Origin of the sequence: Lysinibacillus sp. NPDC097287, from assembly GCF_044761695.1 — a bacterium.
In the GTDB taxonomy this organism is placed as follows: domain Bacteria; phylum Bacillota; class Bacilli; order Bacillales_A; family Planococcaceae; genus Lysinibacillus.
In genome coordinates this window covers 130,485-152,923 of record NZ_JBIWCX010000004.1, presented here as the reverse complement: position 1 = coordinate 152,923, position 22,439 = coordinate 130,485, and the positions used below count along the sequence as shown (strand labels likewise).

22 protein-coding genes and 1 pseudogene are annotated in these 22,439 nt (G+C 36.2%); 19 read left to right on the top strand and 4 right to left on the bottom strand.

Annotation, left to right across the window (positions count from 1 at the left end; all coding sequences use genetic code 11):
- The first annotated feature begins 141 nt into the window (after positions 1–141).
- The 4 genes from ACIQ2D_RS08120 (at position 142) to ACIQ2D_RS08105 (ending at position 4,972) form a co-directional block, all read left to right on the top strand.
- Positions 142–1,833, top strand: coding sequence for a methyl-accepting chemotaxis protein (locus ACIQ2D_RS08120; protein ID WP_402862103.1), 1,692 nt, complete (start codon positions 142–144; stop codon positions 1,831–1,833).
- A gap of 409 nt (positions 1,834–2,242) precedes the next feature.
- Complete coding sequence (locus ACIQ2D_RS08115; protein WP_402862100.1) at positions 2,243–3,943, top strand: methyl-accepting chemotaxis protein; 1,701 nt, start codon at positions 2,243–2,245, stop codon at positions 3,941–3,943.
- 200 nt (positions 3,944–4,143) lie between these two features.
- Positions 4,144–4,362, top strand: a complete 219-nt coding sequence (locus tag ACIQ2D_RS08110) for a tautomerase family protein (RefSeq protein ID WP_402862097.1) — start codon at positions 4,144–4,146, stop codon at positions 4,360–4,362.
- Position 4,363: 1 nt separating this feature from the next.
- Positions 4,364–4,972, top strand: a complete 609-nt coding sequence (locus ACIQ2D_RS08105) for an FMN-binding negative transcriptional regulator (protein ID WP_402862094.1) — start codon at positions 4,364–4,366, stop codon at positions 4,970–4,972.
- A 129-nt stretch (positions 4,973–5,101) separates the two neighbouring features.
- Here the strand turns inward: ACIQ2D_RS08105 and tatA are convergent, their stop codons facing one another.
- Together tatA and tatC are read right to left on the bottom strand one after the other, a co-directional pair.
- Entirely contained in the window at positions 5,102–5,332 is a 231-nt protein-coding gene (tatA, locus tag ACIQ2D_RS08100) for a twin-arginine translocase TatA/TatE family subunit (RefSeq protein ID WP_402862091.1), read from the bottom strand.
- A 27-nt stretch (positions 5,333–5,359) separates the two neighbouring features.
- The gene (tatC, locus tag ACIQ2D_RS08095; RefSeq protein WP_402862623.1) at positions 5,360–6,100 is read right to left on the bottom strand and encodes a twin-arginine translocase subunit TatC; all 741 of its coding nucleotides are present in this window, start codon (positions 6,098–6,100) and stop codon (positions 5,360–5,362) included.
- Between the two features lie 404 nt (positions 6,101–6,504).
- Here tatC and ACIQ2D_RS08090 point away from each other — a divergent pair, with 404 nt between their 5' ends.
- The 11 genes and pseudogenes from ACIQ2D_RS08090 (at position 6,505) to hypE (ending at position 17,186) form a co-directional block, all read left to right on the top strand.
- The gene (locus ACIQ2D_RS08090) at positions 6,505–7,584 is read left to right on the top strand and encodes a hydrogenase small subunit (protein ID WP_402862088.1); all 1,080 of its coding nucleotides are present in this window, start codon (positions 6,505–6,507) and stop codon (positions 7,582–7,584) included.
- Positions 7,584–9,305, top strand: coding sequence for a nickel-dependent hydrogenase large subunit (locus ACIQ2D_RS08085; RefSeq protein ID WP_402862085.1), 1,722 nt, complete (start codon positions 7,584–7,586; stop codon positions 9,303–9,305). The genes ACIQ2D_RS08090 and ACIQ2D_RS08085 overlap by 1 nt, the downstream gene beginning before the upstream one ends.
- Before the next feature lie 99 nt (positions 9,306–9,404).
- Positions 9,405–10,070 (top strand): annotated as a pseudogene (cybH, locus tag ACIQ2D_RS08080) (Ni/Fe-hydrogenase, b-type cytochrome subunit); the annotation flags it as partial.
- Between the two features lie 18 nt (positions 10,071–10,088).
- Complete coding sequence (locus tag ACIQ2D_RS08075) at positions 10,089–10,577, top strand: HyaD/HybD family hydrogenase maturation endopeptidase (protein WP_402862620.1); 489 nt, start codon at positions 10,089–10,091, stop codon at positions 10,575–10,577.
- Positions 10,574–10,993 carry a hypothetical protein gene (locus tag ACIQ2D_RS08070; RefSeq protein ID WP_402862082.1) on the top strand — a complete coding sequence of 140 codons (420 nt, stop codon included), beginning with the start codon at positions 10,574–10,576 and terminating at the stop codon, positions 10,991–10,993. The genes ACIQ2D_RS08075 and ACIQ2D_RS08070 overlap by 4 nt, the downstream gene beginning before the upstream one ends.
- 585 nt (positions 10,994–11,578) lie before the next feature.
- Entirely contained in the window at positions 11,579–11,929 is a 351-nt protein-coding gene (locus tag ACIQ2D_RS08065; RefSeq protein ID WP_402862079.1) for a hydrogenase maturation nickel metallochaperone HypA/HybF, read from the top strand.
- 5 nt (positions 11,930–11,934) lie between these two features.
- Positions 11,935–12,594: a hydrogenase nickel incorporation protein HypB gene (gene hypB / locus ACIQ2D_RS08060; protein ID WP_402862076.1), complete on the top strand. Its 660-nt coding sequence runs from the start codon at positions 11,935–11,937 to the stop codon at positions 12,592–12,594.
- Entirely contained in the window at positions 12,579–14,876 is a 2,298-nt protein-coding gene (gene hypF, locus ACIQ2D_RS08055; RefSeq protein WP_402862073.1) for a carbamoyltransferase HypF, read from the top strand. The genes hypB and hypF overlap by 16 nt, the downstream gene beginning before the upstream one ends.
- Positions 14,867–15,103: a HypC/HybG/HupF family hydrogenase formation chaperone gene (locus ACIQ2D_RS08050; RefSeq protein WP_402862070.1), complete on the top strand. Its 237-nt coding sequence runs from the start codon at positions 14,867–14,869 to the stop codon at positions 15,101–15,103. Before hypF ends, ACIQ2D_RS08050 begins: the two co-directional genes overlap by 10 nt.
- On the top strand, positions 15,075–16,187 hold the full coding sequence (gene hypD, locus ACIQ2D_RS08045; RefSeq protein WP_402862067.1) for a hydrogenase formation protein HypD: 1,113 nt from the start codon (positions 15,075–15,077) through the stop codon (positions 16,185–16,187). The genes ACIQ2D_RS08050 and hypD overlap by 29 nt, the downstream gene beginning before the upstream one ends.
- Entirely contained in the window at positions 16,188–17,186 is a 999-nt protein-coding gene (gene hypE / locus ACIQ2D_RS08040; protein ID WP_402862064.1) for a hydrogenase expression/formation protein HypE, read from the top strand.
- A gap of 433 nt (positions 17,187–17,619) precedes the next feature.
- Here the strand turns inward: hypE and ACIQ2D_RS08035 are convergent, their stop codons facing one another.
- Entirely contained in the window at positions 17,620–17,883 is a 264-nt protein-coding gene (locus ACIQ2D_RS08035; RefSeq protein ID WP_402862061.1) for a CPCC family cysteine-rich protein, read from the bottom strand.
- A 150-nt stretch (positions 17,884–18,033) separates the two neighbouring features.
- On the opposite strand from ACIQ2D_RS08035, the gene ACIQ2D_RS08030 reads away from it, so the two are divergent.
- From ACIQ2D_RS08030 to ACIQ2D_RS08015, 4 genes are all read left to right on the top strand, one after another.
- Positions 18,034–18,729: a response regulator transcription factor gene (locus ACIQ2D_RS08030; protein WP_402862058.1), complete on the top strand. Its 696-nt coding sequence runs from the start codon at positions 18,034–18,036 to the stop codon at positions 18,727–18,729.
- Between the two features lie 42 nt (positions 18,730–18,771).
- Positions 18,772–19,644, top strand: coding sequence for a sensor histidine kinase (locus tag ACIQ2D_RS08025; protein WP_402862055.1), 873 nt, complete (start codon positions 18,772–18,774; stop codon positions 19,642–19,644).
- 99 nt (positions 19,645–19,743) lie between these two features.
- The gene (locus ACIQ2D_RS08020; RefSeq protein ID WP_402862052.1) at positions 19,744–20,670 is read left to right on the top strand and encodes an ABC transporter ATP-binding protein; all 927 of its coding nucleotides are present in this window, start codon (positions 19,744–19,746) and stop codon (positions 20,668–20,670) included.
- Positions 20,663–21,388, top strand: coding sequence for an ABC transporter permease (locus ACIQ2D_RS08015; protein WP_402862049.1), 726 nt, complete (start codon positions 20,663–20,665; stop codon positions 21,386–21,388). Before ACIQ2D_RS08020 ends, ACIQ2D_RS08015 begins: the two co-directional genes overlap by 8 nt.
- Positions 21,389–21,625: 237 nt before the next feature.
- Here the strand turns inward: ACIQ2D_RS08015 and ACIQ2D_RS08010 are convergent, their stop codons facing one another.
- On the bottom strand, positions 21,626–22,402 hold the full coding sequence (locus ACIQ2D_RS08010; RefSeq protein WP_402862046.1) for an SMI1/KNR4 family protein: 777 nt from the start codon (positions 22,400–22,402) through the stop codon (positions 21,626–21,628).
- Between the last annotated feature and the right edge of the window lie 37 nt (positions 22,403–22,439).

The window sequence follows — 22,439 nt, the reverse complement described above, 5'->3', positions numbered from 1 at the left end:
TTAAAATGGATAATCCGATAGATGATTGTAAAATAGTAAGCATGAATCTATATATCTGTATAATAGTTATGCTATATTACTAATATATAGAATTAAACAAAAATTTAGGGAAGTATTTATCTAAAAGGGGATGAACGCAAGTTGCAATTATTTCATTTTAAAACGATTCGTGCAAAGATTTTAAGTTCGTTTTTTGTAATAGTCGTGTTGTTTGCAGTGTTTAATACATATAATTATGTTTCGTACAATAATATTTTGTCGACATCGAAAGAGATAACTGACGCGGAGTTGCCGTTACTAATGGCAAGTGAAAAGTTAGCTGCTTCTATTCATGTTCGTTCATCTGCTGCGAAAAGCTATGTAATGACAGGTGATCCAAAGTATAAGGATATTTTCAATGAATACATAAAAACTGCGGATGAAAATTCAGAAATCATTAAGGGTTTATATACTTCGAAAGAGCTTGATGCTCTTATAGAGAAGGCTATCGCTTGGCGTGAATTTGTCGAAAAAGACGTGTTCCAAGAATTTGACACAGGCAATGTTGAACTAGCAGTTACAAACCTAAATAAGGCCGATGCTGGTGCGTTAGAGGTACGAGTTGGTTATGAGAAATTGACCGAAGAACGCGAGGAGAACATTAGTGCGTTTAGTGATGGGTTAGTATCGCAAAGTCGTAATGCTCAAGCCATGGGTATGCTTATAGGCTGTATGGTGACACTGATTTCAATAATTCTTGCATTTACAACTGCACGTAATATCTCAATACCTGTGAAAAAGGTTATTAACTATATTTCACAAATGTCAAAAGGTGATATTTCACAGGAGCCAATACAAGCGAGATTACAGGATGAAATTGGCACACTTATGCGCTCAACGAATCATTTGAATGAGCGATTGCAAACAATGATTGGCTCCTTACAAACTGTGTCTGACAATGTAGCTAGCAGTAGTGAAGAACTGGCACAGTCAGCACTTGAAGTCAAAACAGGTTCGAACCAAATCGCGACTACGATGCAAGAACTTGCAGAAGGGTCAGAATCTCAAGCTAGTAACGCCAGTGATTTAGCCGTAATGATGGATGCCTTCATCGTCAATGTGAATGAGGCTACTAAAGAGGGCGTACAGTTACAATCACATTCAAAAAATGTGCAAGAATTAACGGTTGCAGGGCAAGGGTTGATGAACTCTTCAACAGAGCAAATGCGTGCAATAGATCGTATGGTCCAAGAGTCTGTTACAAAAGTGGAAGGGTTAAGTGAACAGTCAAAAGAAATTACAAGATTGGTGTCGGTCATTGATAATATTGCAAGCCAAACGAATTTACTGGCACTAAATGCGGCGATTGAAGCGGCACGTGCAGGAGAGCATGGAAAAGGCTTTGCAGTTGTGGCGGATGAGGTGCGGAAATTAGCAGAACAAGTATCATTCTCTGTAATAGATATTTCAACAATAGTATCAGGCATCCAAGCTGAAACTGTAGATGTAACAACTTGCCTACAAGTAGGTTATGATGAGGTAAAACGTGGCACGGCACAGATGACATACACAGGTGAGACATTTGAAAGCATTGCGGGGGCAGTGAATAATATGTTTGCCAACATCGAAACCATTTCTGGCAATTTACAAGGGATTGCTGAAACTTCTACAAATATTAACCGTGCCATCGATGAAATTGCGGCAATATCTGAACAATCAGCAGCTGGCGTTCAACAAACGTCTGCTACAATTGAAGAAACTGCAAGTACGATGGATGAAGTAGCAAGAAGTGTAAACATGCTCGCTCAAATGGCAGAGCAAATGAATGATCAGGTAAAACAATTTAAATTATAGAAGTGATGCAAAGGACATTTATTGTCCTTTGCATTTTTTAGTTGTATGTCTATTTAGGTTAGTAGAAAAATTTAAAATTATTATGGAAATAAAATATTAGAAGGAATGCTTTCATTAGGTTTTACCATCTAATAGTATTCTGAAGTATTTATATTGTTTAAGTAGTGATATCAAATAAAGATATAAACATGATAGAATCATTAATTTTTCGTGTTATTCATGCATAATTAAGCATGTTTTTGTCGAATTGTTTCAGAAAAAACAGCAAATGAAATGCACATATAGAGTTATATTAGTAATAGGTAATATATGTTATATTTAGTTTGTAAATACAAATATTACTATTTAAACAAAGTTGTGAAGTCGAATTATTGATTTCACAAAGTAGGATAAGAAAGGGGTAAGTATTATGTTGCAGAAACTAAGATTCAAAACAATCAGGGCAAAGATCTTGAGTGCATTTTTTATAGTGGTATTGTTAATCGCATGTTTTAATACGTATAGCTATTATGTAAATAATAAAGTCATTTCTGCTGGTGAAGAGATTGTAGAAAAAGAATTACAGTTATTAACTGCAAACGAAAAGCTTGCTTCATCAATAAGTGTTCGAACAACTGCAGCAAAAAGCTATGTATTAACAGGAGATGAGAAGCATAAAGACGATTTTCAAAAATATATAGAGATTGCGGAAGAAAATAATACAATACTAAACAAATTTTCAGACGTAGATGATAAAAAATTAGCAACGCTGGTTGAGAAAGCTAGAGAATGGAGGAAGGGGATACAAACAAATGTATTTGACGAGTACGATAAAGGAAATGTGGAGCAAGCCATTCAAAATTTAAATGCAATGGACGACCGAGCTAGAGAAATAAGAGAAGGATATGAAGGTTTAGCATTGGCTAGAGAAACTAATATTAATCGATTGGGAAATGAAATGGTTGCCCAATCCAAGCAATCGACAAAAGTGGGCGTATTTATAGGTACGTTAACAACTATACTGGCAATTGTAATCGCTTTCATTTCTGCTAGATTAATTGCCAACCCGATTAAAGCAGTTATAGAAAAAATTTCTGCAATGGCAGAGGGCGATATTAGCCAACCACCGTTACCAGAAAGAATGCACGATGAAATAGGGTTACTTGTGAAATCGGCAAATACGTTGAACAGTAAACTTCATGATATATTAAGTTCCATCAACGAGGTTTCTGAAAATGTCGCAGCAAATAGCGAAGAGTTAGCGCAATCTTCGGTTGAAGTAAAAACAGGCGCAGAACAAATAGCAGTAACGATGCTTGAGTTAGCTGGTGGATCGGAATCACAGGCGAACAGTGCTAGTGACTTAGCTCAAATTATTGAAACCTTTAAAGTCAATGTTCAGCAAGCAACAGATGAAGGCACTGATTTAGAAGGACACTCTAAAGAAGTATTGCAATTAACAACTACCGGACAACAGTTAATGAATTCATCAACACAACAAATGTTTGCCATTGATCGAATTGTTCAAGAAGCGGTGGCGAAGGTGGAAGGCTTAAATACACAATCACAGGAAATTTCAAAATTGGTCTCTGTGATTGATAATATTGCGAACCAAACAAATTTACTGGCGCTAAATGCGGCAATAGAAGCGGCAAGAGCGGGGGAGCAAGGCAAAGGCTTTGCTGTTGTGGCGGATGAAGTACGGAAGCTCGCGGAACAAGTATCATTTTCGGTGACAGATATTACATCTATTGTGGCACGTATTCAAAACGAGACTGTCGGCGTTACAACCTCGCTTCAAACGGGCTATGAGGAAGTAAAAAAAGGTACAGAGCAAATTACCGATACGAGCGGTACATTCGAAAATATTGCAGCAGCAGTCAATAATATGTTTAGTAATATTCAAGGCATTACCGGCAACCTTAATGGTATTGCAACGACAACTGTGCAAATCAATCGTGCCATAGATGAGATAGCAGCGGTTTCAGAACAATCAGCAGCAGGTGTGCAACAGACCTCTGCAACTATCGAGCAAACTGTAGGTACGATGGAAGAAGTAGCGAATAGCACTGAACAATTAGCAATCATGGCCGAAAACCTAAATAACCAAGTGCGACAATTCAAGTTGTAAAAGTATTTTGTGACTGTGATTCAATCGATGATATTTAACTAAAAAGTCTTCGTATCTAGCATGATACGAAGACTTTTTATATGTACTTTATCATGCTATTAAATCATATAAGTAAGTGGTATTATACTCGGTATTAGATATCTGAATATTCTTGAATAAATGGATGTATATTATATGGTCAATAAGGAGGAAAAGAATATATGCCAATAATTTCAGTGAAGATGGCGAAAGGTCGAACAGTTGCTCAGAAGCAACTGTTTGTAGAAGCGGTTACGAGAGAAGCTGTGCAAACATTCAATGTCAAAGAGGAGTGGGTCACTGTTATTTTTGATGAATACGAAAGAGAGAACTGGGCTTCAGGTGGTGAAGTACATGCAGTGAAATTTGGTGAAGGCTGTGGAAAGGAGGGGAGCGAGTAATATGTATATTCCAAAAGCCTTTAGAGTAACAGACCAAGTGCAATTGATAAAGTTTATAGAGCAAAATAGTTTTGGTATTTTGTTTTCTCAACTAAACGCTGAACCATTTGCAACACATTTACCATTTGTAGTTGAGGAAAATTGTTTGTTGAGCCATTTTGCGATAGCAAATCCACAATGGCAGCATCTAGACGGTCAACAAGTTTTAGTGGTCTTTCATGGGCCACATGCCTATATTTCACCTACATGGTATCAGGAAGAAAATACGGTCCCTACTTGGAATTACACTGCAGTCCACGTGGTAGGTAAGGTCAAAGTAGTAAAAGAATCAGAACGGCTACAGGACATATTGGAAAAGACTATTCATTTTAATGAGCAGTTTGAGACAAATCCGTGGCAGGCGAATTTCGATGCTAAAGCTATCAGTGGCATGATGAACGGCATTGTTGGTGTGGAAGTAAATATTGAATCAATTGAAGGTAAATGGAAAATGAACCAGCATCACCCTGTGAAACGTCAGCAAAATGCAATAGAAGGGTTAATGCAATCACCACAAATATACGCAAAGCAAGTGGCGAAATTAATGAAAAAGAATGTAGAAAAATTTTGAAATAAAGTCATGAGAAAACCCAGCAAACTTTTAAACAAAAGTTTGCTGGGTTTATTTAAATGTATAGAGATAATGAATTGGATCAAGGTCCAATTCATTATCTCAGCAACAAAATCTCTGGTTATTCAATCATGATTTTTTTGCGATTTCTATTACTTCTTCTTTATGCTCTTTAACTTCTTTTTTTACTTCTTCAATTTCTTCTACTGCGTCGCTCGTAAGCTCTTTTGCAGACTTTTTAAATTCAGATAAGGTTTGTCCAACAGCTTTACCGATTTCAGGAAGTTTTTTAGGACCGAAAATAATTAAAGCTATGACTAAAAGAAGGATAAGCCCGGGAATACCAATATTAGAAAACATTTAAATTCCTCCGTAAAATGATAGTTTTTATGAAAAATCTTCTATAGCTTTAGCTTTTTTTAGCTTTCGTTTATAGACGATCTTAGATAATGAAATACTGATTTCGTATAAAAGTAACATAGGAACAGTAACAATAAAGTCTGACATAAATTCCGGTGGTGTAATAACAACCGCCACAACGATTAAAACAAAATAAGCATATTTTCGAATTTTAGCCATAACATACGGATCTATTATTCCTAATGAGGTTAGGAACATCATGACGATTGGTAGTTCGAAAAGTACAGCAAATGGTAGTGACATATTTAGTAGAAATTTAAAATATTTTTCAACTGTAAAGGAAATATCCATTACCCCTGATGCTAGCTCTATTAAGAAATTCAGAACAAGCGGGAAAATTACAAAATAGCCGAAAGCTAGACCGCCAATGAATAAAAGAAATAAAGCTGGTATGTATAATAAGGTGATTTTTTGTTCGCTTTTTTTTAAAGCGGGCTTTACAAACAACCATATTTGTAAGGCTAAGACAGGGATGGTGAACGCAATTGCAATAATACAGGCAATTGTAAAGTAAATCCACATTACATCACCCGGACCTAGCACGATTAAATGATCATCTAAATTTCGAGTGAAAAATAAATATATATCTTTTACAAAAATGAATGTAGCACATAAAAAGATAAGAAAAGCTACAACGGTAATAATGAGCCTTTTTCGTAATTCCTCTAAGTGGTCCATTAAATTTAATTCTTTATCGTTTAATTCCATTGCTTGATTTTCCACAGAGAATACACACCTCTCACATGAATGTTGGGAAAGGTGTAGCGTAATAAGTACACCTAATAGTTGTATTCCAACTCACTTTGATCTTCATTACATCTCTAAATTCAACTATTACAAAAAAATGTTATTTGGCTTTAGAGAGTAAAAGAAATGTAAAATGATGTCACTGTTATTATACTCACTGATTATAACAAATTTTCAAACAATAGATGTGTCTAATTTAGTAAGTTTTTACATAAAAATGTCGTAAAAAGGCATAGTTACTACTATCTGCGTAGGGAAAAATAGACAAATATATAATATTTAACAAATTTCGCATACCAATTTATAACATTCGATATTATAATGTACACGTAATTACTATTTTTTTTGAATAAGGGGGCTTCAGAATGATAGGGAAAAGAAAAACGATTTATGAATCTGCCTTAGATCAAGGTGTAACTAGGCGAAACTTTATAAAAATGTGTGCGATGCTTGCAGCGACAATGGGTCTTGAATATAGCCAGACAGAGCAGGTTGTAGCAGCGATGGAAACTAAAAAACGGGTGCCGGTATTATGGCTGCAACTACAAGATTGCACTGGATGTTCAGAATCATTTATTCGTTCAACACACCCAAAAACAGAAAGTGTTTTATTTGACATGATTTCGCTTGAATATTCAGAAGTATTATCAGCGGCATCTGGATTTCAAATAGAAGACCATTTAGAATCGATTATTAAAAACTATAAGGGTGAGTATATTTTAGCTGTAGAAGGCAGTGTGCCGGGAGATGGTGCTTACTGTATGGTAGGTGGAAAGAGTGTAATCGATACATTTAAGCATGCGGCAGAAAATGCAAAAGCTATTATTTCGTATGGTAGTTGTGCATCATGGGGAGGAATTCCCGCCGCATATCCCAACCCAACGAAGGCAAAACCAATCACAAAGTATACAGGTAGCACTCCAGTCATTTTAGTACCTGGTTGTCCACCGATTGCTGAAGTTATGACAGGTGTAATCGCACACATTATTACATTTGGTGTTATTCCGGAATTGGATTCTGTTGGTAGACCAAAAGCATTTTATCGTCATCGTATTCATGATAAATGTAATAGACGCGCTTTTTTCGATGCAGGTCTGTTTGTTGAATCATTTGATGATGAGGGCGCAAAACAAGGATATTGCTTATATAAAGTAGGTTGTAAAGGACCGACTACATATAATTCTTGTGCAGAAATGCGTTGGAATGGTGGAACAAGTTATCCGATTCAGGCTGGTAACCCTTGTATAGGCTGCTCAGAAAGTAATTTCTGGGATAACGGTCCATTCTTTACAAGACTTGCAAAAGTACCTGGTACCCAAACAACGATTAATCCGGACAAAATTGGAGCAGTAGCATTGGGTGTTACAGCAGCAGGTGTTGCTGTTCACGGGGCAGCCACTGTTGCGAAGAAGAAACATGATGAAAAAACACGAGGTGACAAGTAATGGTAGAACGTATTGTAGTAGATCCGATTACGCGAATTGAAGGCCACTTACGCGTTGAAGCGGATATTGATGAAAATGGTGTTATTAAAGATGCTTTTAGTTCTGGAACATCTGTAAGAGGTATTGAAGTCATTGTGAAAAATCGTGACCCACGTGACGTGTGGGCATTTGTACAACGAATTTGTGGCGTATGTACGTCTACACATGCATTAGCATCGATCCGTTCAGTTGAAGATGCGCTGGATATTAAAATCCCTGAAAATGCGCACTTAATTCGCAACATTATGAATGCAGCGGTATTCCTTCATGACCATGTTGTTCATTTCTATCATTTACATGCATTTGATTGGGTAGATATAGTAAGTGCATTAGATGCTGATCCAAATGAGACATCTAAAATTGCGCAATCCATATCAGATTGGCCAAAATCTTCGCCGGGATACTTTAAAGAAGTACAAGACAAAGTTAAAAGAATAGTAGATAGCGGTCAGTTAGGTATTTTCGCGAATGGTTATTGGGGACATGAAGCTTATAAACTACCAGCAGAAGTGAATTTATTAGCAGTTGCTCACTATTTAGAAGCACTTGATTGGCAAAAAGAAATTGTGAAAATCCAAGCGATTCTTGGTGGGAAAAATCCTCACCCTCATTATGTGGTAGGAGGTATGGCAACACCGTTAGATATCAATAGTGATAATGGTATCCATATAGAAAGATTATCACATATCTCACAAATCATTGATGAAGCAATGACATTTGTAAATCAAGTATACATACCCGACCTATTAGCTATCGGTTCTTACTATACCGATTGGACACATGGTGAAGGCATTAACAACTATATGTGTTATGGTGATTTTGCTCCAAAAGATCATTACGATATTTCGAGTTATCGTATGCCACGTGGTGTCATTTTAAATGGTGATTTAACAAAAATCCATGATATCGATTTGACAGATACATCACAAATTAAAGAATTCATCGACCATTCTTGGTATGAATATAAAGGTAAAACAGAAGATGGCGGTTTACATCCATTTGAAGGTGAAACCCATTTACATTATACAGGTCCGGAAATGCCTTATAAGAATTTAAATACAGATGAAGCATATAGCTGGATTAAAGCACCACGATACAATGGACAACCTATGGAAACAGGTCCGCTTGCACGCATCATGGTTGGTTATGCTGCCGGAAGTAAAGAAGTTAAAACACTTGTAGATGACACACTTGCGAAGCTAAATATTCCTTTATCAGCTTTACAATCGGCTTTAGGAAGAACGATTGCTAGAGGATTGGAAAGTGTTTTAGTAGTTAAATGGATGCGCAAAGATATGGACCAACTATTGGAAAATGTGAAAAATGGGAATCAAATAACATTTAATTCATCAAAATGGGAACCGGAAACATGGGGAAAAAGCGCAAAAGGTGTTGGTTGGATAGAAGCTCCACGAGGCGCTTTAGGACATTGGATTGTTATTGAAGATGGCAAAACAAAAGAATATCAAGCAGTTGTTCCAAGTACTTGGAATGCTTCCCCAAGAGATGGCAAAGGGACTATTGGTGCATATGAAGCTTCATTGATAGGTACACCAGTGGCTGATAAAACACAGCCTCTAGAGATTATTCGTATTATCCACTCTTTTGACCCATGTTTAGCTTGTGCGGTTCACTTAACAGACTTGGAATCAGATACTCAAACAGAAATACGTATCGGATAGGAGAGGAGCATAGTGGCAAATTCTTATCATTCAGAAGAAAGTAGCGAAACGGGCTATAAGAATAATCGACCTCCCAAGGTAGAAAAAGTATCAGAAAGAATGGTGAAAATTTATGTCTGGGAGCTTCCAGTGAGAATTTTCCACTGGATGAATGCAGTAGCGATAGTAGCTCTTATGATTACGGGTATTTACATTGGAAATCCTTTTTTCGCCTCAATTATGCAAGAGGAAGCATCTAGTTTCATTATGGGTTGGGTAAGATATATACACTTCTTTTCTGCTTTTCTATTTACATTGAACTTACTTGTTAGATTATATTGGACATTTACGGGCAATAAATATGCGACGTCCAATCCTTTACGTAAAATTTTCTGGAAAGACTCATGGGAAACTGTGAAGTTTTATATATTCATGAAAAATAAGAAACCACATTTTGTCGGTCATAATCCATTAGCACAATTAAGCTATTGGGCAATTATCGGTGGGGGTTCGATTATCATGATTCTCACTGGTTTCTACATGTATATTGAACCTCAACCAGAATCATTCTGGGGAAAAATGTTTGGTTGGGTCGCACTATTTGGTGATAGTTTTGAACTTCGATCTTGGCACCATTTAGTAGCTTGGGTATTCATGATCTTTATAGTGATTCATGTTTATTTATCTATTCGTGAAGATTATTTAGAGAAAAACGGGACAATGAGTTCAATCTTTACCGGATATAAAACAGAATCCAAACATACTCTTGGAGAAAAAATAGAAAAAGAATTATTAGGAGAAGATATGACAGAAAATAATCGTAATCAGATTACTATATTGGGAATTGGAAATACGTTATACACGGATGAAGGGTTAGGTGTAAATGCACTAACTCCGTTAGAAGAGATATTTGGAAGAGATGAACATGTGGAGTTAATAGATGGTTCAACAGATGGAATGGGTCTATTAGGACCGGTTGAAGATACAGATTATTTAATCATCATTGATGCAATCAACGCGGGTAAAGAGGGCGGACATATCATTGAATTACATGGTGACGATATTCCAGCGTATTACGGGATCAAAATGTCTATTCATCAACTTGGGTTTCAGGAAGTTCTTCTAGCTTCAAAACTACGAGAACAGTATCCTAAGAATATTGTTATGATTGGTATGCAACCTACCTCTTTGGAGCTTGGCATTGGGCTTTCGGAAACAAATGATGCAAAATTACCAGAGCTTGTGAAATTGGTAGAAGAACAAGTGGATAAATGGAAGCTTGAGATGGCATGAATCGACTAGAATTTCTAAAAGAAATGAAAAATAGTCTTGTAGAAACAGTACAAGCCGCTTGTGCACCTATTATGGAAGATAAGATTGAAAAATTAGATCGTTCTATTGATGTGCTATCGCAGTTGCAATGGTGGCATGTAACGAATCAAATTGCCACTAAAAAAACAATCGAACAAAAGTATATTGATGGACAGTGTCTTTTACTTGTTCATGCCAATAACACAATCCGCGCTTTTAATGGGAAATGCCCTTCATGCGACCATTTATTACACGTATTTCAAATAGATTCAAAATGTAAGTGTATGAATTGCGAAGCGGAATTCTCTCTTGTAAGCACCGAAACGAGTTCCTTGCAAGAGTATCCATTGAAAAGACGTGAAGACGGTTATTATGTAGGTTTGCAGAAAAAAAGATAAATCAGGCTTGTTGATTAACCAGTTTTCACCATTACTATTAAAGTGGTAGGTTGATTTCCGCTACGGGTTGCTCGCTTTCCGCGGGCAAGCACCGAGCCGCTTCCTCCACTTCGTTCCGTGCAGGGTCTCGGTATGCTTGTATTTCCCGCAGGAGTCGAGCACCCTCCGCTGCAATCAACGAAGAAAGAAGTTAGGTATCCTAGTATTGAATATGAAATTAACCAATTTATCGATAAGTATCAACCAATTATTTTCCTAATTAACACACCTGAATATAAATATAATTATTTCAATAATAAAGCCTAGATAACGATATGTAAGCACATGGAACGGAAGGTGGCGACTCCTGCGGGAAAGCGTGAGACTTGAGACCCCGCACGAAGCGTAGCGAAACTTAGTTTTGCGACGAAAGCGAAGCGACAGGAGCACGGAGGAGGCTCAAGCCACGCCCGCGGAAAGCGTCCACCTGTAGTGGAATGTGCTGCCAAGTACACATTTTGGTGTAGGGCCTTTAAGTTTGTACAGAATTTAAGAATGAAACTGTGAAGGTCCGATGATGATTTTTTCAGAAATAAGGTGAAGATTATGCATGAAATGGCTCTGATGGGAGATATATTGAACATTATTATTGAAGATGCCGAAAAAAAAGACATTAAACAATTTAACAAGATTGAGTTAATCGTCGGTGAATTAAGTAATGCAATGCCAGACGCGTTGAAAATGGCGTTTGAAATCTATAAAGATCAGAATTCACATTTGTTTTCAGAAGGAGCGATCCTCCATATTCAACATGAAGAAGCGATAGCGGAATGTATATTTTGTAATACAGAATACAAGCCTGAGTTAAAAATTTCTATCTGTCCCTCGTGTAACATGCCATCGGGAAAATTAATATCAGGTGAAACATTTCAAGTTTTATCCTATGAAGGGGAGTAAAGTGCATGAAAGTAGAACTAAACACAAATGTATTAACTAATAACAATAAGGCAGCGGAGTTTAATAGAGAGTTATTTATTAAAACGAATACGCTTGTGATCAATATGATGAGCTCACCTGGAGCAGGAAAAACAACAGTGTTAGAAGAAACTGTGAAAGCATTATCTGGTAAATATCGCATAGGCGTTATTGAGGGAGATTTAGCGACGGAAAAAGACGCTGAACGTATTCGACAACAAGGTGCACAGGCAGTTCAAATTAATACGCATGGTGGTTGTCATTTAGATGCACGTATGGTGATCGCGACGTTACCTGAATTTGATTTAGATCAAATTGATATATTGTTTATTGAGAATGTTGGTAATTTAGTTTGTCCATCTGGTTATGACCTTGGTCAACATCATAAAATAGCAGTTTTAAGTGTGCCAGAAGGCAATGATAAAATTCCAAAATACCCACAAATGTTTATGCGTACAGAACTAGTACTTTTAAATAAAGTTGATTTATTGCCTTATCTTGATTTCGATGTCGAAATGGCTTTAGAGGACTTAAAAGCAATCAACCCAGAATCGAAATTATTACAATTATCTGCAAGAACACAAGAAGGTATGGATAGTTGGTACTCGTGGATTGAAGAGGCATATCAGGCATGTCTGAAACAGTAAAAGTTTCTATTGTTGGGAAAGTGCAAGGTGTAGGGTTTCGCCCTTTTATTTATCAATTGGCAAACGAATATGGTTTAAAGGGTACAGTTCAAAATAATATGGATGGTGTGGAAGTTTTTGTCGAAGGAGAGCTTGCGCAAGTTGAGCTGTTTTTGCAAAGCATTGAACAAAAAGTGCCTAGGTTATCTAGAATTGATCAAATGGTCATTCATAAAGAATCCTATAAAGGTTATAAAGACTTTTCGATTATTAAAAGTAGACGGCAAGGAACATCTCAGCTTGTTATTCCAGTAGATGCAGGTGTATGCGATGAGTGTCTTTCTGACATGAATGATCCTAACAATTCACGCTATCAATATCCTTTTATTACCTGTACACAATGCGGCCCCCGCTACACAATTATTGATGAACTTCCATATGACCGCCCATTTACTTCAATGGCTCACTTCGATTTATGCCCAATTTGTGAGAGTGAATATAATGATCCTATTGACCGGAGACATCATGCTCAGCCGATTGCTTGCCCGGAATGTGGGCCACATATCAAGCTAGTGAGTAATGACGGAAGTACTGTAGCGGAATATGAAGAAGCATTAAAGCTTGCAGGGCAATTTCTTTTAGAAGGAAAAATCATGGCGGTAAAAGGAATCGGTGGTTTTCATTTATGTTGTGATGCTAGCAATGATGAAGCGGTGGCACTTATGAGAAAACGAAAAAACCGTCCTAATCGACCATTAGCTGTGATGAGCTTTTCAATTGATCATGTGAAGGATTTTGCTGTTGTTTCAGCAGAAGAAGAACAAATGTTGAAAAGTCCAGAAGCACCGATTGTTATTTTGAAAAAACAAACTGACGATCATTTAGCAGAAAAAGTAGCTCCCGATATGAAGACAATTGGCGTGATGCTACCTTATGCTCCTTTACATTATCTTTTACTTAAAGAAGTGGATGAGCGGACATTAGTCATGACAAGTGCTAATGCTTCTGGTTTGCCTATAGTTTATAAAAATGAAGAATGTAGTCAGTATCTTGGAGAAATTGCTGATTTTTATTTAATACATAATCGTAATATCTTACATCCTAGTGACGACTCAATTGTTCAAATGGTGCAAGGAAGTACAGACTTTTTCAGAAAATCGCGTGGTTATAGTCCTGATGCATTATTTAGTAAAAAGAATGTGGATGGCATCGTATCATTTGGTGGACAGCAAAAAACAACTTTTGCATTGGGCAGAAATCATCAAGTGTTTATAGGTCCCCACATCGGAGATTTAGATAGTTTAAATACGCTTGAGCATTATAAAAATGAACTGCAGCATTTATTGAAATGGGTTAAGCCTAATCAGGAAATTGGCGTCATTGATTATCATCCTAACTACCAAACCCGTCAATTAGTAAATGAGTTTTCGTTTAAAGAAGTGGTGGAAGTACAACATCACCATGCACATATGGCAGCTTGTTTAGCAGACAATGGGATTGAAGAAAAAACGTTTGCCATTATATTGGATGGAACAGGCTACGGTTTTGATGGTAATATATGGGGGTTTGAAGTATTTTATGGGGATTGCAAGGAAGTAGAGCGGTTAGCCCATTTGCATTATACAGCTTTACCTGGAGGCGAGGCATGTATTCGAGAACCGTGGCGTAATGCTGTTGGCATGCTTTTAACCTTATTAGGTGAGGAAGGATTTAAAATAAGTGAACAACTTTTCCCTGCACATAAAGAGGCGCTTCCTGTTTTACGTGCGATGGTTGAAAAAGGGCTGAATACAGTTTATGCAGGATCTTGTGGCCGATTGTTTGATGCTGTTAGTAGTATGCTAGGCATTTGCGACAAGTCTACTTATGATGGTGAGGCGGCTATAAGCTTGTCTGAACTGGCTAATGTAGACCAGAAAGTAGATGCTTATAGCTATGAAATTAAGGAACATGAACAGCAATTAATTTTTAATTTTAGTCGAATGTTATTAGAAATTGTAGAAGAAATGACTAGTGGAAAAGATGTTAAAGATATTAGTACAGCCTTTCATGAAACGATTGTCCAAGCATTAGTGGATGGGATGAATCGATTACATATGACCTTCCCGCAATATAACAAAAAAATTGTTTTATCAGGGGGGAGTTTTCATAATCGATATTTGAAAAAAAGGTTGATTGCTTGTTTATCCACAGCAGGATTTGAAGTATATACCCATCATCGTATCCCATGTAATGATGGCGGCTTATCTTATGGGCAGTTAATGGTAGCTGCATCAAAAAGGGAGGAAAGAACATGTGTGTAGGAGTACCAGCAAAAGTTATTGAAAAACAAGAATATAGTGCAGTTGTAGATGTAATGGGTTCACAAACAACAGTAGGTATAATTTTTATCCCTGAAGTTCAAGAGGGTGACTATGTAATTGTGCATGCAGGACAAGCTATGTCGATCGTAGATGAACAATATGCACAAGAGAGTGTTGTAGAATGGAGGAAGTTTGTCGATGCGCGAGATTCTCAGTCAATCCTCTAATCCTGAAATACTGAAACCTATGTTAAAGGGGGTTATTGAACAAGCAAATTTATTTAAAGAACGTTACAACAGACTACCAGTTTTCATGGAAGTTTGTGGTTCACATACACATGCATTAGCGGAATCTGGTATTAAACAAGCTTTAAAAGATCATGTGCGACTTATTTCTGGCCCTGGTTGCCCTGTTTGTGTAACTGATCAGCGATCCATCGATGCTATGATTGAATTATCGCAGGGAGAAGATCGTATTATCTGTACATTTGGCGATATGATGCGTGTCCCAGGTTCGAAATACTCCTTAATGGAAGAAAAGACGAAAGGGAAAGATATTCGGGTCCTATATTCGCCTGTTGAGGCCATTACCATAGCAGAACAGCATCCTAACAAAGAAATCATCTTCCTTGGTATTGGATTTGAAACGACCATTCCCATTTTGGCTATTTTAATGCAAGAGGCAGAGAAAAAACAGTTAACGAATTTCTCTATTTGGATGACAACAAAGCTTGTAAAACCTGTATTAGAATATTTACTGCAATCGGGAGAGGTAAGTCTTGATGGATTCATTTTGCCTGGACATGTATCGATCGTTCTAGGGGAAGATGCTTATTCTTACTTAGTAGATGATTATAAAATCTCTGGTGTTATTGGAGCATTTGAACCTGCGGAAGTGTTAAATACGTTATCCAAGCTAATTCAATTAGCATACGATGGCGAAATGGCTATACTAAATGATGCTCCGTCGATTGTCACAAAAAAAGGTAATATTGTGGCCCAAGAATTGATGAATAAGTATTTTGTAGAATGTGATGAACCTTGGCGAGGGATAGGTGTTATTGCTAATAGCGGATTAGATGTAAAACCAACGTATAGTCAATTTAATGCGAAACTCAAATTTAATATAGAAACAAAAGAACCACGAAAAACAAAATGTCGCTGTGGTGAAATTATTGTTGGGAAAATAACACCTGAGGATTGTCCTTTATTTGGTAAAGCATGTACACCGCGTAAACCAATAGGTCCTTGCATGGTTTCTACTGAAGGTAGTTGTGCAGCATCGTATCAATTCATGAGGGGGCTAAATTAAATGGAACAAACAATTAGTTTAGCGCACGGAGATGGCGGAGAATTAAGTCATCACCTAATACAAGAGGTCTTTGTAAAAGCGTTTGGAAATAAGGAAGAATCAAAATTCGATGCAGCTGTTATTTCTATGCAACAAGGGAAAATAGCTGTCACAACGGATTCATTTGTTGTCAAACCGTTATTTTTCCCAGGAGGCTCGATTGGGAAGCTTGCTGTTGCAGGTACAGTGAATGATTTAGCTGTAAGTGGAGCGAAGCCTTTATATTTAACGTGTGGGTTTATAATAGAAGAAGGTTTTTTACTGAAAGATTTGAAAACTATTGTGCAAAACATGGCAGACGAAGCAACAAAGGCTGGTGTAGTACTTGTTGCTGGAGACACAAAAGTAGTGGAACGTGGTAGTTGTGACGGTGTCTTCATTAATACTACTGGTATCGGTGTCATACATGAAGACACAATTGTTCCTTCTTTTGAAGAAGGTGATGCAGTCATTGTGTCAGGTACAATAGGGGATCATGGTATTGCCATTATATCCGCTCGAGGTGATCTAGGTATTACCAGTCCAGTACAAAGTGACTGCGCCTCTTTAAATCATATGCTAGAAGAAGTTACAACTGCTTCTAAACAAGTACGTATTATGCGTGATCCAACGAGAGGTGGATTAACTTCTACACTTGTAGAGATTGCTGAAGACTTTGGTGTAACCATTACATTAGAAGAAGATCTTATTCCGATTAAAGACGAAGTGCATGGAGCATGTGACCTGCTAGGCTATGATCCAATGTTCTTAGCGAATGAAGGAAAAGCGATTATCATTGTGGCCAATGAAGATAAAGAGAAAGTACTTGATGCCATTCGTCAGCTTCCCGAGGGGCAAGATGCTGTATGTATTGGTAAAGTATCTGATATATCAAAAGGCCAATTATTATTAGAAACACCACTTGGCGTAAAACGTGCGCTACATCGATTATCAGGCATTATGTTACCACGTATATGTTAAGATATTAAAAAAGGTCATGTGAAAATCTATTCTGCACAGTTTATATAGTGTGCAGAATAGATTTTTTATTATTTTATTTTATTTGATATGAGCAAAATCACATACTAAAAATACCAATCTACTATAAAGGGAATTCACTATTATGAATGGAAGATTTCCGTTCATAATGGTCAATTCCGGGGGGCGTCTGATGAGCCGCTAAACCCCCGGGAAGTTCTGCTCTGTAGCGTAAGCCGAATGCCGTCAGCTACACTCGCCCAGCCTCCACTCCAATCTAATACCAAATCCAACTACTATTAATGAGTTCTATAAAAGAGAACTAATGTTATACTTCGTTTCAATAACCAATGAAATAAAATTAGTGTATTTGTAATCCAATTGTTCTACGTTATTTCAAAGGCTTCATTACAAGTCCTCACGAAAAAACTTTAACTCATAATGGTTGCCAGTGAGGGTCTTTGATATCGTCTATATTTACTTTTCTTACGAATATAATACTTCCTTCATCACAAGCTCTAAATTTTATAAAATTCTGTTGAGCCTGTTTTAATGAAACCTCATTTGCACCACCTTCATAATGAGGATCTCTATATTGAACGTCGTCATCTTCCCAAGAACAAATATTACAAATTTCATATGTACCTGGTGGTTTCTCTTCTAATGTTTTATAACCACAACAAGGGCAAGTATGTTTCATGCTTTCACCTCGAATTATTTTATGAATTTTTTGTTATTTAGTTAAGCACTCTAAAGTAATAACTGTACCCTATAATTCTTACATTAATTGTATAATAAAGATGGATAGATAACACCAAAAAATGTATTACAAAAAAAGCGAGGGCCTGCAATGGAAAATAAAATTCTAATTATTGATGATGATATAGATTTATGTTATTTATTGAAAAATTATCTGATGTTAGAAAACTATAATGTAACTATTTGTAATGATGGACCTAGTGGATTAAAGGAAACAACGTCTAATACATACCAACTGATTATTTTGGACATTATGCTGCCAAATATGAATGGTTTTGAGGTCTTAACTAATATCCGTAAAACAAGTAGTGTACCTATATTAATGTTAACTGCTAAGGATTCAGAGGTAGATAAAGTTTCTGGCTTGCGACTGGGTGCTGATGATTATCTGACAAAACCATTTTTACAGAATGAATTTATAGCACGGGTCCAGTCACTCATCAGACGATATACGATATTTAATGCTAAACACGGAGAGGAAGAAACACTTTCGTTTAAAGGTTTGGTGATCAATCGTCAATTAAGACTAGTAAATGTAAATGGTGATGCCATCAAACTAACTGCTAAAGAATTTGACTTGCTGCTTTTTCTAGCGTCCAATAAAGGTCAGGTTTTTACAAAGGAACAAATATATAATCATGTGTGGCAAGAGGAGTATTCATACGATGACAGTAACATTATGTCATTTATAAGTAAGCTAAGAAGAAAAATTAAGAATACTGAACTTGATCTTGATTATGTTCAAACAATTCACGGTGTTGGTTATCGATTTAATCTGGGGGTGTAGGTATGCCATATTTAATGATTGCATGTGCAGTGCTAGTTATTATTGTACTTTTTCAATATCTACACATACGTAAAACAAAAAAAACAACTACACAATATTTCTGATATACTCGATGAAGTTCTAGAGGGTAATTTAAATCGAAGATTATATGCAAATGAAAATGACGTAACAAGTGATATAGCCTATAAAATCAATGATATTGTCATAGGTAACAAGAAACAATTGCTCGCGCAGAATAAGTCAGAAAAAGCATATAAAGAATTAGTTACAAGCCTTTCACATGACATTCGCACGCCTCTTACTTCTTTAGTTGGTTATTTAGAAGCGCTAGATAGAAATTTAGTGACTAGTAACGAAAGAGGTCGATACATTCAAACCGCTAAAAATAAAGCGTTTAGCCTAAGTGAATACATACAAACGCTATTCGAATGGTTGAAGTTAGAGTCAGGGGAGTGGCTCTATTCGTTTGAGAAAGTAAATATATGTGAACAAAGTAGAGTCATTATTGCGGATTGGATTTTTAGATTTGAAGAATTGAAAATCAACTATCATTTTGATATTCCGAATAGTTCTATACCAGTAAAACTAGATGTGAATGCATATGAAAGAGTATTGAATAATCTTTTATCAAATGTACTTAAACATAGTCAAGCTACCCAGATTGGTATTTCCATTACTTATGATGAGAGTCGTGCTATGATCAAAGTTTCTGATAACGGAATAGGCATTTCAAAAGAGGATTTACCTTTCATCTTAAATCGATTGTACAAATGTGATTATTCTCGAAGTACGAGCAGTAATGGATTGGGATTAGCGATTGTCAACGAGTTAGTCATCTCACACAATGGTCAAGTGAATGTGGAAAGTACTTTAAATAGCGGTACAACATTTGAAATTTCACTCCCTCGTTTATGACGTGGGAGTTTTTTAAAACATACATATAGCCAAGTATAGGCAAGGTTTTGGCAAGGTTCTTAGATTATTCTTTATTTATGGATTGAAAGGAGCGGTAAAATGACGAAAGAAACGATTCTTACCACGAATAATTTAACAAAAAAGTATAAGAAGCAAATTGCAGTGAATAACGTTAGCATCAATGTGAAAAAAGGAAGAATTTATGGACTTTTAGGCCGAAATGGTGCAGGGAAAACGACTGTTATGAAAATGATTTTAGGGTTAACCTCTATTTCATCTGGAGAAGTTAGTATATTTAATCAACCATTAAATAGTAACCAAAAAACAATCTATCCTAGAATTGGCTCAATTATTGAAGTGCCGGGGTTTTATTCAAATTTAACAGGGACAGAAAATTTAAAGGTGTTCGCCAGACTAAGGGGGACGATTAATCCTGATGCAATTCAGGACGCTTTGAATGTCGTTGGCTTGCCATTCAATGACAAGAAGACTTTTTCTTCATACTCGTTAGGAATGAAACAGCGGTTAGGCATTGCCAATGCATTACTGAATGATCCCGAATTATTAATTCTTGATGAGCCTACAAATGGTCTTGATCCAATTGGCATTGCTGAAATAAGATTATTTCTACAAAAGCTTTGTCACGAACAAGGTAAAACGATAGTTATTTCAAGTCATATCTTATCTGAAATTGCATTAATGGCAGATGATATAGGGATTATCCATAATGGCATATTACTAGAAGAATGTACACTGGAAGAATTGCAAAAGAAATCTGAACAGTATATTAGTATACAAACAACGAATATGATCGACACCGTTCATATTTTGGAATCTAAACTAAATATAACGAATTACTCAATAGAAGATGATAACTTTATCAGAATTTATGATTTAGTTCATTCTGTCTCACTGATCGCCAAAGTATTAGTGGGTGCAAACATTGAATTAACGCATCTTCAGTTATGTACCGATAATTTAGAGGATTATTTCAAGAAAAAAACTGGGGGTGAGGGCATTGCTTAATATCCTAGCAAACGAAAGACTAAAATTAAAAAGAAATAAATTAATACCTATGTGCACGTTAATCGGTATAATGCTGCCAATCGCTATGATTATGGCAGACTTAGCAGCTAAAAATGAAACTATCTCAACGTTCACAACTATTGAATGGGTGAATCGATTAGTTTTACCTATCCAAGTAATTGTTTATCCAGTATTAAGCGGTTTTGTGATCACCTTTTTGATCCAAAAAGAATATGTGGAACGAACAATAATAAACACGCTGACAGCACCTACTAATAGAATCAAACTTGTACTAGGCAAGTATATAATATGGTCCTTATGGGGTGTCATATTAACACTACTTTTTCTTTTTATCACTTACGGTGGTGTATATCTGTTATTTGGAAAAACGCAATTTCAAGAAGGGCTCTATGAAATAACTGAATTATGCTTAAAAACTGGCATATTAAACTTGCTGTCAATGAGTCCAATTTTAATTATTTGTATTTTGCAAAGGCAAATTTTTTATCCGAGTCTTCTCTTTAGCTGTCTCGTTTCTGGAATAGGGTTTGTTGGACTTTATTGGTCTGAAAGTATTAGGAACATAATCCCTTGGTCTGCCGTAACTTCTATTACTTTCTTAGATTCAAATGTACTACTACCTTATGTGTCAGTAATAGGTTGTTATCTATGTGGTCTGTTTTTTAGTTTTTACTCATTTAAACATCAAAATTTATAGTTAATTGAATATTAGTAACAAGTAATACGTAATAGGATTAACTTCGTTGGTTTAATAATTGAATTATAAAACGTTAGAAGAAATTAGACTGCAGCCCTATAATGTTGTCCGGGTTAGATTTGTAGATAAAATCAAAAGGTATTGGACTATGATAGAGCAATACCTTTGCTACTTCTATAATGAGGTAAATATATCTTTTCAAATAGATTTTATTAACATCTAGTTTATCTATTGCTTTTATTGTTTTTCGAAGCGCGTTGCATATGATCTGACATACTCTTCTTCATCATTTCGTATAGCTTCAATTAATTTTTGTAACAGTGTAGAATCAGTCATGTTATTCTGACACACAATGTTATATACCCCTGCCGCAATTGCTCCTCGAATCATAAAATGCTCATGATGAATAACACGTAAATATTGGGTTAAAACAAAATTTGGGTCATACATAGTATTCATCGAATTAATGAGGTCAAAAAGGTCGGGAGTAGGAAGGATAGTTATTTTTTCTTCAATTTCCTCAGCCGATAAATAAACAGTACTAGAGGGTGTTTCAATATCTTCATATGTTTCAGTATATAGCCCGTTTAAAAATGTTTCGAAATCTGAAGCAAGTAGAATGATTTCTTCACTTTCGTTATCAATATAGATTATTGGAGGATTTTCTGTTGTGTCCCTATAATCAAAACAAATCCAAGTGTGACCATCGCCGCTTAATAAAAGAATTTTTTCTGGCATTTCCCACTCCTGAATATAATAGTCACTTTGTAAAATGCTATTATCAGAACCAATTCCCCAAATATACTCCACATTGACATGATCGTCAGCCCAATTTGTCGGAACAGTTGTAGGGTAAGCATTTTGATTTATGTAACCACCGTTTTGCTCCAAAATTATTCGTTTATAGGATATTGGTAAAATAAAACCCAGCTTTTTTTCAGTATCCTCAATGTCCTTTTGATTGATAGGGGGTAACCTATAACTATCTTCTGATTCAGATTTCCAAATACTCATTTTTAATAGCACTCCTAAATTGTGGGTTATTTTGTAA

Coding starts and splice junctions, on each gene's coding strand:
- ACIQ2D_RS08115 (WP_402862100.1), top strand. CDS start 2,243: ATGTTGCAGAAACTAAGATTCAAAACAATCAGGGCAAAGATCTTGAGT.
- ACIQ2D_RS08110 (WP_402862097.1), top strand. CDS start 4,144: ATGCCAATAATTTCAGTGAAGATGGCGAAAGGTCGAACAGTTGCTCAG.
- ACIQ2D_RS08105 (WP_402862094.1), top strand. CDS start 4,364: ATGTATATTCCAAAAGCCTTTAGAGTAACAGACCAAGTGCAATTGATA.
- tatA (WP_402862091.1), bottom strand. CDS start 5,332: ATGTTTTCTAATATTGGTATTCCCGGGCTTATCCTTCTTTTAGTCATA.
- tatC (WP_402862623.1), bottom strand. CDS start 6,100: ATGGAATTAAACGATAAAGAATTAAATTTAATGGACCACTTAGAGGAA.
- ACIQ2D_RS08090 (WP_402862088.1), top strand. CDS start 6,505: ATGATAGGGAAAAGAAAAACGATTTATGAATCTGCCTTAGATCAAGGT.
- ACIQ2D_RS08085 (WP_402862085.1), top strand. CDS start 7,584: ATGGTAGAACGTATTGTAGTAGATCCGATTACGCGAATTGAAGGCCAC.
- ACIQ2D_RS08075 (WP_402862620.1), top strand. CDS start 10,089: ATGACAGAAAATAATCGTAATCAGATTACTATATTGGGAATTGGAAAT.
- ACIQ2D_RS08070 (WP_402862082.1), top strand. CDS start 10,574: ATGAATCGACTAGAATTTCTAAAAGAAATGAAAAATAGTCTTGTAGAA.
- ACIQ2D_RS08065 (WP_402862079.1), top strand. CDS start 11,579: ATGCATGAAATGGCTCTGATGGGAGATATATTGAACATTATTATTGAA.
- hypB (WP_402862076.1), top strand. CDS start 11,935: ATGAAAGTAGAACTAAACACAAATGTATTAACTAATAACAATAAGGCA.
- hypF (WP_402862073.1), top strand. CDS start 12,579: ATGTCTGAAACAGTAAAAGTTTCTATTGTTGGGAAAGTGCAAGGTGTA.
- ACIQ2D_RS08050 (WP_402862070.1), top strand. CDS start 14,867: ATGTGTGTAGGAGTACCAGCAAAAGTTATTGAAAAACAAGAATATAGT.
- hypD (WP_402862067.1), top strand. CDS start 15,075: ATGCGCGAGATTCTCAGTCAATCCTCTAATCCTGAAATACTGAAACCT.
- hypE (WP_402862064.1), top strand. CDS start 16,188: ATGGAACAAACAATTAGTTTAGCGCACGGAGATGGCGGAGAATTAAGT.
- ACIQ2D_RS08035 (WP_402862061.1), bottom strand. CDS start 17,883: ATGAAACATACTTGCCCTTGTTGTGGTTATAAAACATTAGAAGAGAAA.
- ACIQ2D_RS08030 (WP_402862058.1), top strand. CDS start 18,034: ATGGAAAATAAAATTCTAATTATTGATGATGATATAGATTTATGTTAT.
- ACIQ2D_RS08020 (WP_402862052.1), top strand. CDS start 19,744: ATGACGAAAGAAACGATTCTTACCACGAATAATTTAACAAAAAAGTAT.
- ACIQ2D_RS08010 (WP_402862046.1), bottom strand. CDS start 22,402: ATGAGTATTTGGAAATCTGAATCAGAAGATAGTTATAGGTTACCCCCT.